Source organism: Streptomyces flavofungini (genome assembly GCF_030388665.1).
Taxonomy (GTDB): domain Bacteria; phylum Actinomycetota; class Actinomycetes; order Streptomycetales; family Streptomycetaceae; genus Streptomyces; species Streptomyces flavofungini_A.
The window spans coordinates 8,475,647-8,490,565 of sequence record NZ_CP128846.1 but is presented as its reverse complement, the minus strand read 5'-3'; the positions used below and the strand labels follow the sequence as shown (position 1 = coordinate 8,490,565).

The window sequence follows — 14,919 nt, the reverse complement described above, 5'->3', positions numbered from 1 at the left end:
CAGCGCGTCCCCCGCGGTGGCGGCTCACCGTTCCAGTACGGCCATGGCCGCGTTGTGCCCGGGGATGCCGCTGACCCCGCCCCCGCGCGGCGCGCCCGCGCCGCACAGCAGGACGTTCGCATGCCGGGTCTCCACTCCCCAACGTCCCTGGTGGCCCCGCTGGTCGGGGGCGCCCTCGTCGGCGTACGGGAAGGAAAGGTCGCCGTGGAAGATGTTGCCGCCGGGCAGGCGCAGGGTGCGCTCCAGGTCCAGCGGGGTCTTCGCCTCGACGCACGGGCGCCCTTGCGCGTCCGTGGCGAGGCAGTCGGCGATCGGCTCGGCCAGGTGCGCGTCGAGCTGGGCGAGGGCCGAGGTGAGGAGTTCGGCGCGCAGGGCGTCGTTGGTGGCGTCGGTGAAGAGGCGGGCGGGGGTGTGCAGGCCGAAGAGAGTCAGGGTGTGGCAGCCGCGCTCGACGAGGTCCTGGCCGAGGATGGTCGGGTCCGTGAGGGAGTGGCAGTAGATCTCGGAGGGCGGTGCGGCGGGCAGCCCGCCCGCGGCCGCCTGCGCGTGGGCCCGGGCGAGCTCCGCGTACCCCTCGGCGATGTGGAAGGTCCCGGCGAAGGCCTCGTGCGGGTCGACGTCAGGGTCGCGCAGCGCGGGCAGCCGGTCCAGGAGCATGTTCACCTTGAGCTGGGCGCCCTCGGCCGGGGGCGGCGGCTCGTCGCCGGTCAGCGCGGCGAGCTGCTGCGGCGAGGCGCCCACGAGGACGTGCCGGGCCCCGACCGTGCCCTCGCCGTCCGCCGTCCGGTACGTCACCTCGGCGTACCGTCCGTCGGTGTCGACGCGGGTCACCTCGTGGCCGGTGCGCAGGTCGGCGCCGGCCGCGCGGGCCGCGTCGGTGAGGGCGCGGGTCAGGGCGCCCATGCCGCCGACGGGCACGTTCCAGTCGCCGGTGCCCCCGCCGATCACGTGGTAGAGGAAGCAGCGGTTCTGGCGCAGGGACGGGTCGTGGGCGTCGGCGAAGGTGCCGATCAGCGCGTCCGTGAGGACCACGCCGCGCACCAGGTCGTCGGCGAAGCGCTCCTCGACGGCCCGGCCGATGGGCTCCTCGAACAGCATGCGCCAGGCGGTCTCGTCGTCGACGCGGCGGCGCAGCTCCTTCTTCGTCGGCAGGGGTTCGGTGAGGGTGGGGAACACCCGGGTGGCGACGTGGGCCGTGCGCGCGTAGAACTCCCGCCAGGCCGTGTACTCGCGGTCGTCGCCTGTGAGCCGGGCGAACGACTCCCGGGTGCGGGCCTCGCCGCCGCCCACGAGCAGCCCCGTGGGGCGCCCTTCGCGGACCGTCGGCGTGTACGACGACACCGTGCGGGCGCGCACCCGGAAGTCCAGGTCCAGATCCCGCACGATCTTCCGCGGCAACAGGCTCACCAGGTACGAGTAGCGGGAGAGGCGGGCGTCCATGCCGGGGAAGGGGCGCGTCGAGACGGTGGCTCCGCCGATGTCGGGCAGCCGTTCGAGGAGCAGCACCGAGTGGCCCGCTCTGGCCAGGTAGGCGGAGGCAACCAGGGCGTTGTGGCCGCCGCCGACCACCACTGCGTCGTAGCTGGATCGCATGATTCTTCGTAGCACGGAATCGAGCTGTTGTCCGGAGCCGGACCCGGACGAGCGCGGCCGGGCGTCCACGGCGCCCTCGCGCTGCCGCACGCCCGCCTCGACCCGAAGCGGTCCGGGCCGCCGCGCCCGAGGCGAAGCGGACGGCGGCCCGCGCCTCAGTGCGCCCCGGACGCCCGCCGCTGCCGCAGCGCCGCCACCCTCCGGTACAGCTCCACCGCCTCCGTGCCCCGGCCCAGCTGCTCCAGGCAGTGCGCCTCGTCGTTGCGGCTCGCGAGGGTGTCGGGGTGGTCGGCGCCGAGGACCTGTTCGCGGGCGGCGGCCACCCTGCGGTACTCGGTGAGGGCATCCGGCCACCGGCCGAGCCAACCGAGTCCGACGGCGACCTCCCGGCGGCTGACCAGGGTGTCGGGGTGACCGGCGCCGAGGACGCGTTCACGGATCGCGCACACGTCGCGGGCCTCCGCGAGGGCCTCCTCCCAGCGGCCGAGGCGGCCCAGGTTCACACCGAGGCCGTGCCGGGCGCGCAGGGTCTCGGGGTCGGCGGGGCCGTTGACGCGGGTGCGGTCCTCGATCAGGGCGCGGTACAGCTCCAGGGCCTCCGTGCTGCGGCCGAGCCGGCCGAGGCTGATGCCGACCTCGTAGCGGGCAGCGAGCGTGTCGGGGTGGTCGGCGCCGAGCGCCCGCGTCCGCGCCTCGGCCACTTCGCGGTACGTCTGCAGCGCCTCCGGCCAGTGCCCCAACTGGCCGAGCGCGTAAGCGACTTCGTAGCGGGTGACGAGGGTGTCGGGGTGGGTCGGACCGAGGACGCGGGCCCGGGCGGCGGCCACGTCGCGGGCCAGCCGGTAGGAGTCCTCGAGGCGGCCCAGGCGGCTGAGGTTGAACGCGAGGTTGTGGCGACAGCGCAGGGTGTCGGGGTGGTCGGGGCCCACGGCCCGCTCCCGGACGGCGAGCACCTGCGTGTACACCTGGTGCGCCTCGAAGTGCCGGCCGAGCTGACCGAGGACGTAGGCCATCTCCTGCCGGGCGGCGAGGGTGTCCAAGTGCTCGGCACCCAGGGCGCGTTCACGGCCCTCCGCGACGCGCCCGTACTCGCGCAGGGCGTCCGCGGGGCGGCCGGTGCGGCTGAGCGTGAAGCCGACCTCGTACCGGCTGGCGAGAGTGTCGGGGTGGTCGGGGCCGAGCACGTGCTCGCGTTCGGCGGCGACGGCGCGGTGCACCTCGCCCGCCTCCGCCCAGCGGCCGAGGCGGCCGAGGCTCAGGCCCGCGTTGTGGCGGCTGACCAGGGCGGCGACGACGGACGCCGGGGGCGCGGGCCGCTCCGGCGCGGGCGGCGGGACCACGGTGTGGCGCCCCGTGGGGCGCGGGATCCACTCGCCGGTCAGGCCGGCGGCGGCGTCGGGCGGCGTGGCGCGCAGGCTGGTGCCGGTCGCCTTGTGGCCGGTGGTCATGCCGCGCGTCCAGGGCGGCAGGGCGGGCTCGGAGTGCGGTTCGGGGCGCGCGTGACGCTCGGGGGGCGCGGCGCCGGGGCGGCGCAGGCAGGGCGAGACGACGGTCGGTACGTAGGCGGCGGGGGCGCTGCGGCCCGCGGCGATGCGGCGGCCGAGCTCGCGGGCGTCGGCGGGGCGTTGGTCGGGGTGCTTGGCCAGCAGGTCCAGGACGATCCGGTCGAAGTACGCGGGCAGTTCGCCGCGGTGGCGGCGGGGCGGCTCGGGCGCGGTGTCGCGGTGGCCGACGAGGACCGCCCAGGCGTCCTCCATGTCGAACGGCGGGGCGCCGGTGGCGAGTTCGTAGAGGACGCAGCCGAAGGAGTAGAGGTCGCTGCGCTGGTCGACCTCGGCGCCGCTGATCTGCTCGGGCGACATGTAGTGCGGGGTGCCCATGGCGATGCCGGTGCCGGTGAGCCGTGAGGTGAAGCCGATGTCGTGGCCGAGCCTGGCGATGCCGAAGTCGCAGATCTTCACCGTGCCGTCGAGCAGCCGCATGATGTTGGCGGGCTTCAGGTCGCGGTGCACGATGCCCTGTTCATGGGTGTACGCCAGCGCGGAGGTGACCTGGTCGGCGATGTCCACGACGTCGGTGACGGGCAGTGGGTGCTGTCTGTGGTCCTCCAGGACCTGGCTCAGGTTGCGGCCCTCCAGGAGCTCCATGACCAGGAACAGCACGCCGTCGTTCTCGCCGAAGTCGTGCACGACGGTCACGCCGCGGTGCTGCAGCGCCGCCGCGACCCGCGCCTCGCGCCGGAAGCGCTCCCGCAGGACCCGGGTGAACGACTGGTCGTGCTGGGGCCCGAGCGGCTTGAGGCACTTGACGGCGACCTTGCGGCCGAGCGATTCGTCGCGCGCCCGCCACACTTCGCCCATGCCGCCGCGCCCGATCAGGTCGAGCAGTCGGTACCGGCCCTGGATCAGCCTGGTGTCCCCCACCTCTGGCATCTCGCGCCATCGCCCCCGTTGCCTCGCTGCGCCCTCCCCGGCCCGTCCAGTATGGCGTCCCGTCTGTCGACTTTGTACGGGACATGGCGCGGGTCGGGGCGGCTGCCGGGGCCGAGGCGGGCCATGGCGCGCAGGATGTGCTTCGGCGGGAGCTGCCAGCGCACCCGGGCGGGTACGAGGCGCAGCAGGGTGCCGGTGGCGACCAGGCGGCGGGTGACCGTCCTCGGGGGCGGGGCGGGCCTGCCGTACAGCTCGTGGGCGTAGCGGGGCAGGGACGCGTACGCGAGGTTCGCCACGCGCCGCCAGAGCAGGGCGCGCGCCGGGACCAGCAGGGCCTTCGTGGGCGGCCGGAGCAGGAAGTCGTCGACGGCGCGGGCCTCGGGGCCGACGGCGAGCTCGGGGCGTACCTGCTCGAAGTAGGCGGCGAGTTCGGCGGTGGAGGCCGGTACGGCGTCGGGGTCGAGGCCGACCAGGCGGGCGCTCTCGCGGTGTTCGGCGACGTAGCGGTCGGCGGCCGCGGCGCCGATCGGGAAGCCGGAGCGGCGCAGGACGTGGAGGTAGGAGTCGATCTCCGCGCAGTGCACCCACAGGAGCAGCTCGGGCTCGTCGACGCCGTAGCGCTCCGCGGTGTCGGGGTCGGTGGCGGAGAGCATCGAGTGGATCTTGCGGACCCGGGCGCCCGCCTTCTCCGCGGCCTGCGTGGTGCCGTACGTCGTCGTGCCCACGAAGTTCGCGGTGCGCATCAGGCGGCCCCAGGCGTCCTTGCGGCCACTCTTCTGACGATCGAACGCTGTCGAGTTCTGCATGACGCCGCGCACCGCGCGCGGGTGCAGCGCCTGGAAGTACAGGGCCCTGACGCCCGCGACCCACATCATCGGGTCTCCGTGCGCCTGCCAGGTCACCGACGAGGGCCCGAAGAGCCCGGCGTCCGCTTCGCGCATGCCGTCACCTCCCCTCGCAGGTTACGCACACGCGCGCGGCCCGCGATACGGCCGTGAGCGGGTCGTCCCGTGTCCGTGCGGCGGCACGGGCACGAGACGGTCGCCTCAGCGGCCCGGAGGCTCTGGACTACTGGCCCAGTTCGCCGTTCGGGCTTGCCGCGTCCACGGCCAGCGGCAGCATCAGGGCGACCTTCTCGGCGATCTCGTCGGCGGTGGTGCCGGTGATCGTGGCTATCCGGGCGATGTGCCCGCCGAGGACCTTGCCGAGCTCGTCCGCGGTGACGGGCAGGTTCTCACCCGTGCTCAGCCAGGAGTCGACCTTGTCGCCGAGGCCGGCCTGACGCAGCTCATCGAAGGCGGCAGCGACCTGGCTGCCGTCGTAGAGGGTGGCGATGAGGAGCTGCTCCAGGGGGGTGGCCGGGGCTTCGAAGGCAGCCATGTATGTCTCCCATACGTTGCATGTGGATCGATGGTCCGGGGCACCGCGGCCGAGTGCCGCCGCGAGGTCGCGACCGCGTTCTCCCTGCTGCCGAGGTGCCCTTGTGGGACCAGACGTGAGGGTGCCGTCCGATGGTTGCCCGGCATTTTCGGCGGGGCAAGGAACCAGCCACGCGTCCCGTCCGCACGGCCCGACCAGCACTGGCTTTCGGCCACATCGACACGACCGCGCGGTGAACTCCGCGTTGCCGGGCCGGGGTCGGGCTTCGCTCACGCGATCGAACAAGCACGAGGAACGCCTCAGGGTCCGCCGCACACCTGGCACCACAGCACCGGCCTCGGCAACCCCGACCCGACGAAGCGGCGGTGACGAGTACGCCCGGCTCACGCTGGTGAACGCGCGCAACGCCGTCCCGATGGTCGCGATGTACCGCACCACCACCGGCGACGCCCCCTGCTCCGTCGCCTCGGGCACCACCCCCCTGCCCGAACTCCCACAGCCTCGACCGCACCGGCGGCCAGGACGCCCTCGTCTCGGCCGAGTACAAGAAGGACGCCGCGGGCGGCCGCGTCGTGCGCCGGCCCCCGTCTCCACGCAGAACCTCGCCTGCTCCTGGACCACGGACAGGCTGTGGGGCGTGAACGAACGCATCAACTCCACAAAGGGCAAGCGGGTGGTGTTCTCCGTCACCACCCCCTGGGCAACCCTCGTCGCCCCGCCCGAGCAGTCCGCCCCGAGCCGCCCGTCCGCCCCCACCTACCGTCGGCCGTCCGCCAGAGCCCGCGTTCCGGGAGCGCAGCACTCCCGGAGCGCGGCGAGCTCGGCCGCGGGCAGCCGCAGTGAGGAGCCCCGCCGACTGCCGTCGAGCCGCGCGGCCCCGGTGTCGAGCCACTGCGGGAGCGGCTCCACGCCGATGAACTCGGCAAGCCGGGTCAGCTCCGCGCGGGGCTCGTCGAGCAGGTCCTCGTAGGCGAGCGTGGTCCGCGAGGGGGCGGGAACCTCCCCGAGCAGGTCCACGCCCTGGCTGACCAGCTCCGACCACAGCTTCCCGAACCCGGTCAACGGCAGCTCGCTGTCCAGTACCAGAGCGGCGTCGAACCGCTCCCCGAGCAGCGCAGCCAACTCGGTTGGCAGGGACCTGACCTGATCCTCCGTCAGCTCCTCGACGCGCGCGGCTCCGGTCCGCGCGAGGATCTCACGCAGCAGGAAGATCAGCCGGTAGCCCGGGTGTCGGCTCATGGACAGGGCGCAGTCGGGCCCGTCCCGGAAAAGGTGCACGAAGCGCGCCTTCGGGAACACCTCGCGCAGAAGCGGAACCCACCCCAGTGAGTACCCGGACCGCTCGACGGCCGCCGTACGCCCGAAGCGCGCGCCCAACAGGTCGAACAGCGCCTCGTAGTGCTCAGCGGCCGTACGCTCCGGCCACCGGCGCACGGTCCCCTCCAGCTCGTCGAAGAGCCCGTCCGGGTCGTCGCTCAGATGCGGGAGCACCATCAGGGACAGCGCGGGGATCCCGTCCTTCTCCGTCGAGAAGCGACCGGGACGACGCGGATACACGAACTCCGGCATCGACACGCCGTTCCGGATCATCCGCTCGAACAGCGGATTGGGCTCGGCGAGCAACCGCCAGAAATCCCCGCCCCCGAGCCGCCCCTCCGGAAACCCCCGGCTCTGCACCGACGCCAGCAACTCGTTGAGACTCAGCACATCCGGATGCGCGTGGAGAATGCCGGACAGCGCGGTCGACCCACTGCGGCCGGTACCGACGACGAAGGTCAGGGTGCGCATACGGCGGTTCTCCTCGGAGGGCTCGGACGGCGTGGACGACTCGGACGACGCCCCGTGCCGATCAAGGGCAGGCTTCCCTGGCGGGTGCCGTCCGACGCCTCCCGCTGTACGGGAGCGCCGGATCGTCCGGGTCGCGAGGCCGCACGGCCCGTCAGCGGCGCACCCGCGGCATCCCCAGGCCGATCCACGAGATGATCTCGCGCTGGATCTCGTTGTTGCCGCCGCCGAAGGTGAAGATGACCGCCGAGCGGTAGCCGCGTTCCAGTTCGCCGTGGAGGACGGAGCCTGCCGAGGACTCCTTCAAGGGCCCTGCGGCGCCGATGACTTCCATGAGCCAGGCGTAGGCGTCGCGGCGGGCCTCGGAGCCGTAGACCTTGACGGCGGAGGCGTCCTGGGGGGTGAGGGTGCCGTCCTGGACGGCGTTCACCATTTGCCAGTTGAGGAGTTTCATCGCGTCGAGCCTGGTGTGGGTCTGGGCGAGGCGGCGGCGCACCCAGGGCAGGTCGATGACGCGGCGGCCGTCGGCGAGCTTGGTCTCGGCGGCCCAGCGCTGGACGTCGTGCAGGGCGCGGATGGCCATGGTGCCGTGTGCGGCGAGGGTGACGCGTTCGTGGTTGAGCTGGTTGGTGATCAGGCGCCAGCCCTTGTTCTCCGCGCCGACGCGGCGGGAGACGGGCACGCGGATGTTCTCGTAGTAGCTCGCCGTGGTGTCGTGCGAGGCGAGGGTGTTGATGAGCGTGCAGGAGTAGCCGGGGTCGGACGTCGGCACGAGCAGCATGGTGATGCCCTGGTGCGGGGGCGCGTCGGGGTCGGTGCGGACGGCCAGCCACACCCAGTCGGCCGTGTCGCCGTTGGTCGTCCAGATCTTCTGGCCGTTGACCGTGTAGTGGCCGGTCTCCTCGTCGCCCTCCCGGACGGCCCGGGTCCTGAGCGCCGCCAGGTCCGTGCCCGCGTCGGGCTCGCTGTAGCCGATCGCGAAGTCGATCTCGCCGGAGAGGATCCGGGGCAGGAAGTACGCCTTCTGCTCGTCCGTGCCGTACCGCATGAGCGTCGGGCCCACGGTGTTGAGGGCCATGAGCGGCAGCGGCACCCCGGCCTGGGCCGCCTCGTCGAAGAAGATGAACTGCTCCATCGGCGTGAGCCCGCGGCCGCCGAACTCCTCGGGCCAGCCGACCCCGAGCCAGCCGTCGGCCCCCAGGCGGCGGATCGTCTCGCGGTAGAACCGCTTCTGGGCGGCGGGCTCGGCGTAGCGGGTGTACGCGCGGTCGGGCACGAGGTCGGCGAAGTACGCGCGCAGTTCGGTGCGCAACCGCTGCTGCTCGGGGGTGTATTCGAGGTGCACGGGCCCTCCTGTCGTCCCTGCGCCCGACCCTGCCGTGGCGCTGCGGCTTGACGGCGGACAGAGTAGAACGTGTTTCAGTGAGGGGGAAGGGCGAGGGCACGGGGATGCGGCGGCGCGGGGATGCGGGGAGGGGCGGGCCCGGGCATGCGGGTGCGGCACCCGCCACGACACGGGCGCGTTCCGGGCGAGCCCGTCCACCCCGGCCCCGTCGCAGCCGGCCCGCGCCCGGCCCCCTTGAGAAGCTGGCCGCATGACGAATGATCAGCAGGGTGCGGGCGTCGAGACTCCCGGTCCGCAGGTCGGCGACCGGCACCCCCTCGCCCTGGTCCTCTTCGCGCTCACCGCGGTCAGCGGGTTCGTGGACGCCGTCACCTTCCTCGGGCTCGGGCGGGTCTTCGCGGCGAACATGACCGGCAATGTCGTCGTCATCGGCTTCGCCGCGGCCGGGGCGCCCGGATTCTCCGTCGTCGGATCACTGGTGTCGCTCGGTGCGTTCCTGGTGGGCGCGGCCGGGGCGGGGCGCCTCGCGCGGGCGCTGCGGGGGCGGCGGCGGGCGACGTGGGTGCGGGCCGCTCTGGCCGGCGAGGCGGTGCTCCTCGGCGTCACGACGGCCCTGGCGTTCGCGGGGGCCGCCGACGCCACGTACGCCCTCATCGCCCTGCTGGCCCTGGCGATGGGGCTGCGCAACGGCACCGTCCTGAAGCTGAACGTCCCGGACCTCACCACGACCGTCCTGACGCGCACCCTCACCGGGCTCGCCGCCGAGTCCCGGCTCGCGGGCGGCACGGACCGGCTCGCGGTCCGGCGGGTCGGCGCGACCCTCGCGATGATCGCGGGGGCACTGCCGGGCGCCTGGCTGGTTCTTCGCCACGGGATCGGCTGGCCGCTGCTCGTGGGGACCGCGGCAGTGACGGTCGTGGCCTGCGTGTATCGCGAGCGGCCGGGGGTGACCCCTGAGGGGACGGGCGGTCCGCCCCGCAAGCACGACTTTCGGACGGACTCCTAGCTTGGACATTGTCTCGGTTTGGTCACAGCCCCGAAGAGGCTGAACAGGCGGGAGCGCGGCGCCCGTACTCCCGCCTCGACGGGCCACAACAGCCCGGACGACCGAGCGACGACATCCTTGGGAGACTTCTCATGTTCAGCAAGAACACCCGGCCGGCCATGCTCCTCACGTCCTTCGCAGCGGCGGGCGTGCTGCTCCTGACCGCGTGCGGCGGCGGTGACGACGGCGGCGACGCCAAGGCCGCGGGCGACGCCCCGGCGTCCAACACCCCGGCCGCCGACGGCCAGTCGGGCGGCGGCAGCGCGATGGAACTCTCGCTGCGCTCGGGCACCGCCGAGCAGAACAACGCCGAGCGGCGCACCGGCGACTGGGCCAACCCTCCGGGCAAGCCCGCCACCAAGCCCGTGCAGCGCACGTGGGTCCAGCTCTCGGCGAGCCGGGCGGGCGACCTGAACCCGGTCGTGGTGAACGGGGCGGGCTTCACCCTGTACCGCTTCGACAAGGACACCGCGCAGCCGTCCAAGTCGAACTGCGCCGGCGCCTGCGCCACCACCTGGCCCCCCGTCCTGGTGAACCCGGGCGGCAAGATCTTCGTCGACGGGGTGCAGCCGTCGGACGTCGGCGTCATCAAGCGGGACGACGGCACGCGCCAGGTGACGATCGGCGGCTGGCCCGTCTACCGCTTCAGCAAGGACACCAAGCCCGGTGACACCAACGGCCAGGGCGTGGGCGGCACTTGGTTCGGCGTGACACCGGACGGCCAGAAGTCGGGGCGGCCCGCGGACGGCGGCACGGGCTCCGACGAAGGCACCGAGGGCACAGGCTCGGGCGAAGGCACCGGCGGGACGGGCGGAGGCCGGGCCGCCGCCCCCGCCACCAGCGCCATCCTCTTCGACGACGCCAACTTCCCCGGCGACGGCGTCGCGCAGGGCGTCGCGGGCGAGGGCTGCCAGAACGTGGCGCGCCCGAAGGTGGCGTCCTCCATCTCGGCGAGCGGCTCGCTGAAGCTCTGGTCGAAGGCCGACTGCAAGGGCGAGTCGAAGGTGATCAACGGCGACGTGGCGGACCTCGCCACCATCGGCTTCGACAACAAGACCAGCTCGATCACCTTCGGCTGACGGTCGATCACACCCGGCCGCCGGTACGTCCCGCGCCCCTCACACCCGGCCGCCAGTACACCCCGCGCCCCTCACACCCGGACTCGCGCCACGTGCCCGTCCGGTCGGATCAGCGCCGATCCCACCCCCACCCAGTCGGGGCGGGCCTCGGCCAGCGGCCCCTCGTGGACGACGACGTCCGGCGAGGGGCCGTCGGCGCGCCCGGCGCCGGTGAGGTCGAGCAGCACATGACGGCCGGGCCGCAGCAGGCCGAAGAGATCGCGCCCGCCCGCGAGCCGCAGGTTCGGGGCGCGGCGGCCGGTGAGCGGGTGGCTGCCGGAGTCCGCCGGATACGCCACCGACAGGCCCGAAAGCCCTTCGGCGAGTCGCCGGGAGAACTCCGGTACGGCGGCGACGGCACCGCTGAGCAGGTCGCGCAGGGCCGCTCCGTCGCCGGAGCAGGACGTCATCAGGGCGGTCTGGGCGCGGGTCGTCTCGATCAACTCGGCTCCGACCGGGTGCCGTTCGCGGTGGTAGCTGTCGAGGAGCCCGTCCGGGGCGTCGCCGCGCACGGTCGCGGCCAGCTTCCAGCCGAGGTTGGCGGCGTCCTGCACCCCGACGTTGAGGCCGACCCCGCCCGCCGGGAAGTGCATGTGCGCGGCGTCGCCCGCGAGCAGCACCCGGCCCTTGCGGTACGTCTCCGCCTGCCGTGCCGCGTTCCCGAACCGCGAGAGCCAGCGCGGGTCGCGCATGCCGAAGTCGTCGCCGTTGACGCGCCGGACCTTCGCCCGCAGCTCCTCGAAGGTCAATTCCCCGGGCCAGTCCTGCCGTCGGTCGTCCGGAGTGTGGCCGACGATGCGGTGGACTCCGTCGGGCAGAGCCACGCAGAGCAGTCCGCCCCGGGGTGTCGACACACTGATGACGGGCCGGGCGGGCGGCGTGTCCAGGACGACGTCGCCCAGCCAGCCCCACACCGTGGTGTCACTGCCGGGGAAGCCGATGCCCGCCGCTTCCCGCACGGTGCTGCGGGTGCCGTCACAGCCGACGACGTACGCCGCCTCCGTCTCGTACGGGCCGTCCGGACCCTCGACCTCGACGCGCACGCCGGACGCGTGCTCGGTCAGGCCCGTCACGCGATGGCCGCGCCGGATGTCGGCGCCCGCGGCGCGCGCGTGCCGCTCCAGGAGCGCTTCGGTGCGGGCCTGCGGCAGGGCGAGCGTGAACGGGTACGGGGTGTCGAGGACGCCGAAGTCGAGGCGGTGGTCGAGGGCCGCGAAGTGCCCGTCCGGCAGCCGCACGCCTTCGTCGAGGAACGGCTCGACGACGCCGCGGCACGCCAGGACCTCCAGGGTGCGGGGGTGCACGGTGAGGGCCTTGGAGTGCGGGGACGGCGTGGCGCGCCGCTCCAGGACGGTCACCGGCACGCCACCCAGGCGCAGTTCGGCGGCGAGCCACAGGCCGACGGGGCCCGCTCCTGCGATGACGACGTCGCGCCCTGGCCGGTCCGAACGATCCGAGTGCTGCGTACGCATCGTGTCCTGCGCCTGGTTCGTGTGCACGGGGCCTCCCCTTCGAGCATGTCGCGTAGCACTTGGTCAGTGACCAAGTCGACTGACCGCCAGTAGACTAGGTCAGTGACCAAAAAGCAAGGGACGGCCGCACGGACCGAGAGCGGCTACCGGGCGGGACTCACGCCTGGCGCCGTGGCGCGCGCGGCTCTCGACGTACTCGCCGAGAAGGGTGCCGACGGGCTCTCGGTGCGGGCGACGGCGGAGCGCCTGGGCGTGCGCATGAACACCGTGCTGTGGCACGCCAAGACCAAGACCAGGCTCCTGGAGCTGATGGCCGACGCGATCGTCGCGGAGATCCCCCTCGACGGCCTGCCGGACGAGTGGCGGGCGCGCGTGCGCGAGCTCATGCGCCGCTACCGGCGCGCGCTGCTCGCACACCGGGACGGCGCGCGCATCGTGGCGGGCACCTACGCCGCCGAGCCCGCCACGCTCCGCTTCGCCGAGACGCTCTCGACGGCACTCATGGCAGGCCACCCGACGAGCGAGCGCGAGGCCGCGTGGACGGTCTGGAGCCTGCTGTACTTCGTCCTCGGCCTGACGCAGGAGGAGCAGTCACTGCCAAAGACCCTCGACCCGCGTCTCGAGCGGTCGCTGGAGTCGGGCGAGTACCCGTCACTCCACCGCCTCGCGGCGCACTTCCGCGACCCGTCCTTCGACGGCCGCTTCGAGCACGGCCTCGATCTGCTCCTGGGGACCGGGGCGGCCTAGGCCGTTCGACAGCTGGCCCCAGCGGAGCGCAGGCCGCGGGGCCGCAGGGTTCATGGGACGCGCCGCCCCGATGAAACCTGCGGCCCCGCTCATGCCGCTGTGCCGCGTTCACGACGATGTGCAGATCGCCTGGGCGGTCACTTTCTGAGAGGTGTCGGTCGTGTTCTCGGCGGTGATCTGCCATCCGGTGCCGTCGGCGAGTGGACGCGAGGCGCCGATGAAGGCCTGACCGCTGGGGAAGGAGCCACCGCCGCTGACCACGTGGCCGGGGTCGCAGTTGGCCGTCGCGACCACCTCGCCGCCGGGCTGGACGGTGACCTGGCCGCCGAGCCGCGGCTCGTGGGCGACCGCCGAGCACAGCACGACCGCGTTGAAGTTCTGCTCCGCGTCCGAGTTGTTGAACACCACGGCGTGGTAGTTGCCGCCCGAGGAGGAGAGCCGACTGGGCACGACGCGATGGCCGTCGCGGCCCCGCCCGCCGGGGTGACCACCTCGCGGCCTTGAATCCCGGTGTGATCCGCGGGGGCCGCGGCCCTGGGCTCGGCGGTCCGCGCGCCGCCGGTCGAGCCGACGGCATGGGACATTCCCGCGGTGAGGGCCAGGGCGGCGACCGCCGCCAGCACAGGCATCCTGATCCACTTCGATTTCGTCTCCCGGTGTTCTTGCTGCTCGAAGACAGAAATGCCCGAGAGGAACGAAGCACGCGGAATGTCACTCACCTGAGCCAACAGGGTTCGAAGTTCCACTCAGGCGGGTGCCGCCCGTCCCGCGTCGATGATCGAGCCGAGCATGGCGTGAGCGGCTTGGAGCTGCTCGATGGAGGTGCCCAGACGCTCGCGTTCGCGCTCGAGGTCCTGCGCCATTTCCTCACAGGTGGGCGCGAGGATGGCGCCTTCGTCAGCCATGCAGGGCAGCACCTCCCGGATCAGGTCGGTGTTCAGCCCGGCCGCGAGCAGGATCCGGATCCGGCGCACGGTGGCCACGTCGGACGCGTCGAACTCGCGGTAGCCGCTGGCTCGCCGCCGCGGTCGCAGCAGCCCTTGCTGCTCGTAGTACCGAAGGCCCCTGGTGCTCACGTGGGTGCGCCTCGACAGCTCGCCGATGAACATGTGACTCCCGGCACAGAAGTTTGACTCTGACGTCAACGTCAATGTTTAGCGTAACCGCCATGACAACGACCACCAGCACCCAGCCCTCCTCCGCCATCCCCCCGAAGTTCCTGACGGGCAAGAGGGCCGTCGTCACCGGCGGCACCGTCGGCATGGGCCGGGCCGTCGTCCGGGCCCTCACCGACCGCGGCGCCGAAGTGATCTACACCGGACGCAGCGACCAGCGGCTCGCCGAGGCACAGGCGGCGCTCGACACCCCGCTGGCCCACCCGGTGCGCTCCGACGCCACGGACGCCGCCGCCATCGCCGCCCTCGGCGACCGGGTCGCCGACCGCTTCGGCCGGATCGACCACCTCTTCGTCAATCAGGGCATCGCCGAGTTCCAGACGCTCGAAGAGGTCACCGAGGAGTCCTGGGACCGCATCTTCGACGTCAACACCAAGGGCGCCTTCTTCACGGTGCAGCGACTGGCGCCGCTGCTGTCCGAGGGCGGTTCGATCGTGTTCACCACGGTCTCCAACGACCAGATCTTTCCCGGCCTCAGCGCGTACTCCGCTGCGAAGGAGGCCGTCACCGCGTTCACCAAGGTCCTCGCCGCCGAACTGCTCCCCCGCAAGATCCGCGTCAACGCCATCACCCCCGGCTTCATCCTCACTCCCACCATGGGCGTCGCCGAACTGACCGAGGAACAGCGCGCCGAGTTCATCGAACAGGGCAACGCCTCCACACCGATGGGCCGGGGAGGCACCGTGGAGGAAATCGCCGCCGCCGCGCTGTACCTGGCCGTCGACGCCACCTTCACCACCGGCGTGGAACTGCCCGTGGACGGCGGCTTCGGCCAGGGCATCGGCACCTGACCGGGCCGTCCCACCAGGGTCGCGTACCAGGGCTGC

At 73.0% G+C, this 14,919-nt stretch carries 13 protein-coding genes; 4 read left to right on the top strand and 9 right to left on the bottom strand.

Annotated elements, in window-relative coordinates; all coding sequences use genetic code 11:
* Positions 1 to 24 precede the first annotated feature (24 nt).
* From QUY26_RS36820 to QUY26_RS36795, 6 genes are all read right to left on the bottom strand, one after another.
* Entirely contained in the window at positions 25 to 1,593 is a 1,569-nt protein-coding gene (locus QUY26_RS36820) for a phytoene desaturase family protein (protein ID WP_289954475.1), read from the bottom strand.
* 155 nt (positions 1,594 to 1,748) lie between these two features.
* Positions 1,749 to 4,016, bottom strand: coding sequence for a serine/threonine-protein kinase (locus QUY26_RS36815; protein ID WP_289954474.1), 2,268 nt, complete (start codon positions 4,014 to 4,016; stop codon positions 1,749 to 1,751).
* Positions 3,998 to 4,966, bottom strand: coding sequence for an oxygenase MpaB family protein (locus QUY26_RS36810; protein ID WP_289954473.1), 969 nt, complete (start codon positions 4,964 to 4,966; stop codon positions 3,998 to 4,000). Before QUY26_RS36810 ends, QUY26_RS36815 begins: the two co-directional genes overlap by 19 nt.
* 127 nt (positions 4,967 to 5,093) lie before the next feature.
* Positions 5,094 to 5,405, bottom strand: coding sequence for a YidB family protein (locus QUY26_RS36805; RefSeq protein WP_289954471.1), 312 nt, complete (start codon positions 5,403 to 5,405; stop codon positions 5,094 to 5,096).
* A gap of 756 nt (positions 5,406 to 6,161) precedes the next feature.
* Positions 6,162 to 7,193 carry a sulfotransferase gene (locus QUY26_RS36800; protein WP_289954468.1) on the bottom strand — a complete coding sequence of 344 codons (1,032 nt, stop codon included), beginning with the start codon at positions 7,191 to 7,193 and terminating at the stop codon, positions 6,162 to 6,164.
* A 151-nt stretch (positions 7,194 to 7,344) separates the two neighbouring features.
* A complete protein-coding gene (locus QUY26_RS36795) occupies positions 7,345 to 8,535 on the bottom strand; it encodes an acyl-CoA dehydrogenase family protein (protein ID WP_289954466.1) in 1,191 nt (396 codons plus the stop codon).
* 250 nt (positions 8,536 to 8,785) lie between these two features.
* On the opposite strand from QUY26_RS36795, the gene QUY26_RS36790 reads away from it, so the two are divergent.
* Entirely contained in the window at positions 8,786 to 9,541 is a 756-nt protein-coding gene (locus QUY26_RS36790) for a YoaK family protein (protein WP_289954464.1), read from the top strand.
* A gap of 131 nt (positions 9,542 to 9,672) precedes the next feature.
* The gene (locus QUY26_RS36785; RefSeq protein ID WP_289954463.1) at positions 9,673 to 10,659 is read left to right on the top strand and encodes a hypothetical protein; all 987 of its coding nucleotides are present in this window, start codon (positions 9,673 to 9,675) and stop codon (positions 10,657 to 10,659) included.
* Between the two features lie 71 nt (positions 10,660 to 10,730).
* Here the strand turns inward: QUY26_RS36785 and QUY26_RS36780 are convergent, their stop codons facing one another.
* Positions 10,731 to 12,170, bottom strand: coding sequence for an FAD-dependent monooxygenase (locus tag QUY26_RS36780; protein WP_289956351.1), 1,440 nt, complete (start codon positions 12,168 to 12,170; stop codon positions 10,731 to 10,733).
* 102 nt (positions 12,171 to 12,272) lie between these two features.
* Between QUY26_RS36780 and QUY26_RS36775 the strand changes: the two genes are divergently transcribed.
* Complete coding sequence (locus QUY26_RS36775; RefSeq protein ID WP_289954461.1) at positions 12,273 to 12,917, top strand: TetR/AcrR family transcriptional regulator C-terminal domain-containing protein; 645 nt, start codon at positions 12,273 to 12,275, stop codon at positions 12,915 to 12,917.
* A gap of 108 nt (positions 12,918 to 13,025) precedes the next feature.
* Here the strand turns inward: QUY26_RS36775 and QUY26_RS36770 are convergent, their stop codons facing one another.
* Both QUY26_RS36770 and QUY26_RS36765 read right to left on the bottom strand, forming a co-directional pair.
* Complete coding sequence (locus QUY26_RS36770; protein ID WP_289954458.1) at positions 13,026 to 13,367, bottom strand: hypothetical protein; 342 nt, start codon at positions 13,365 to 13,367, stop codon at positions 13,026 to 13,028.
* A 296-nt stretch (positions 13,368 to 13,663) separates the two neighbouring features.
* Positions 13,664 to 14,026 carry a MerR family transcriptional regulator gene (locus QUY26_RS36765; RefSeq protein WP_289954457.1) on the bottom strand — a complete coding sequence of 121 codons (363 nt, stop codon included), beginning with the start codon at positions 14,024 to 14,026 and terminating at the stop codon, positions 13,664 to 13,666.
* Between the two features lie 59 nt (positions 14,027 to 14,085).
* Between QUY26_RS36765 and QUY26_RS36760 the strand changes: the two genes are divergently transcribed.
* On the top strand, positions 14,086 to 14,883 hold the full coding sequence (locus tag QUY26_RS36760) for an SDR family oxidoreductase (RefSeq protein ID WP_289954455.1): 798 nt from the start codon (positions 14,086 to 14,088) through the stop codon (positions 14,881 to 14,883).
* The last annotated feature ends 36 nt before the right edge of the window (positions 14,884 to 14,919 follow it).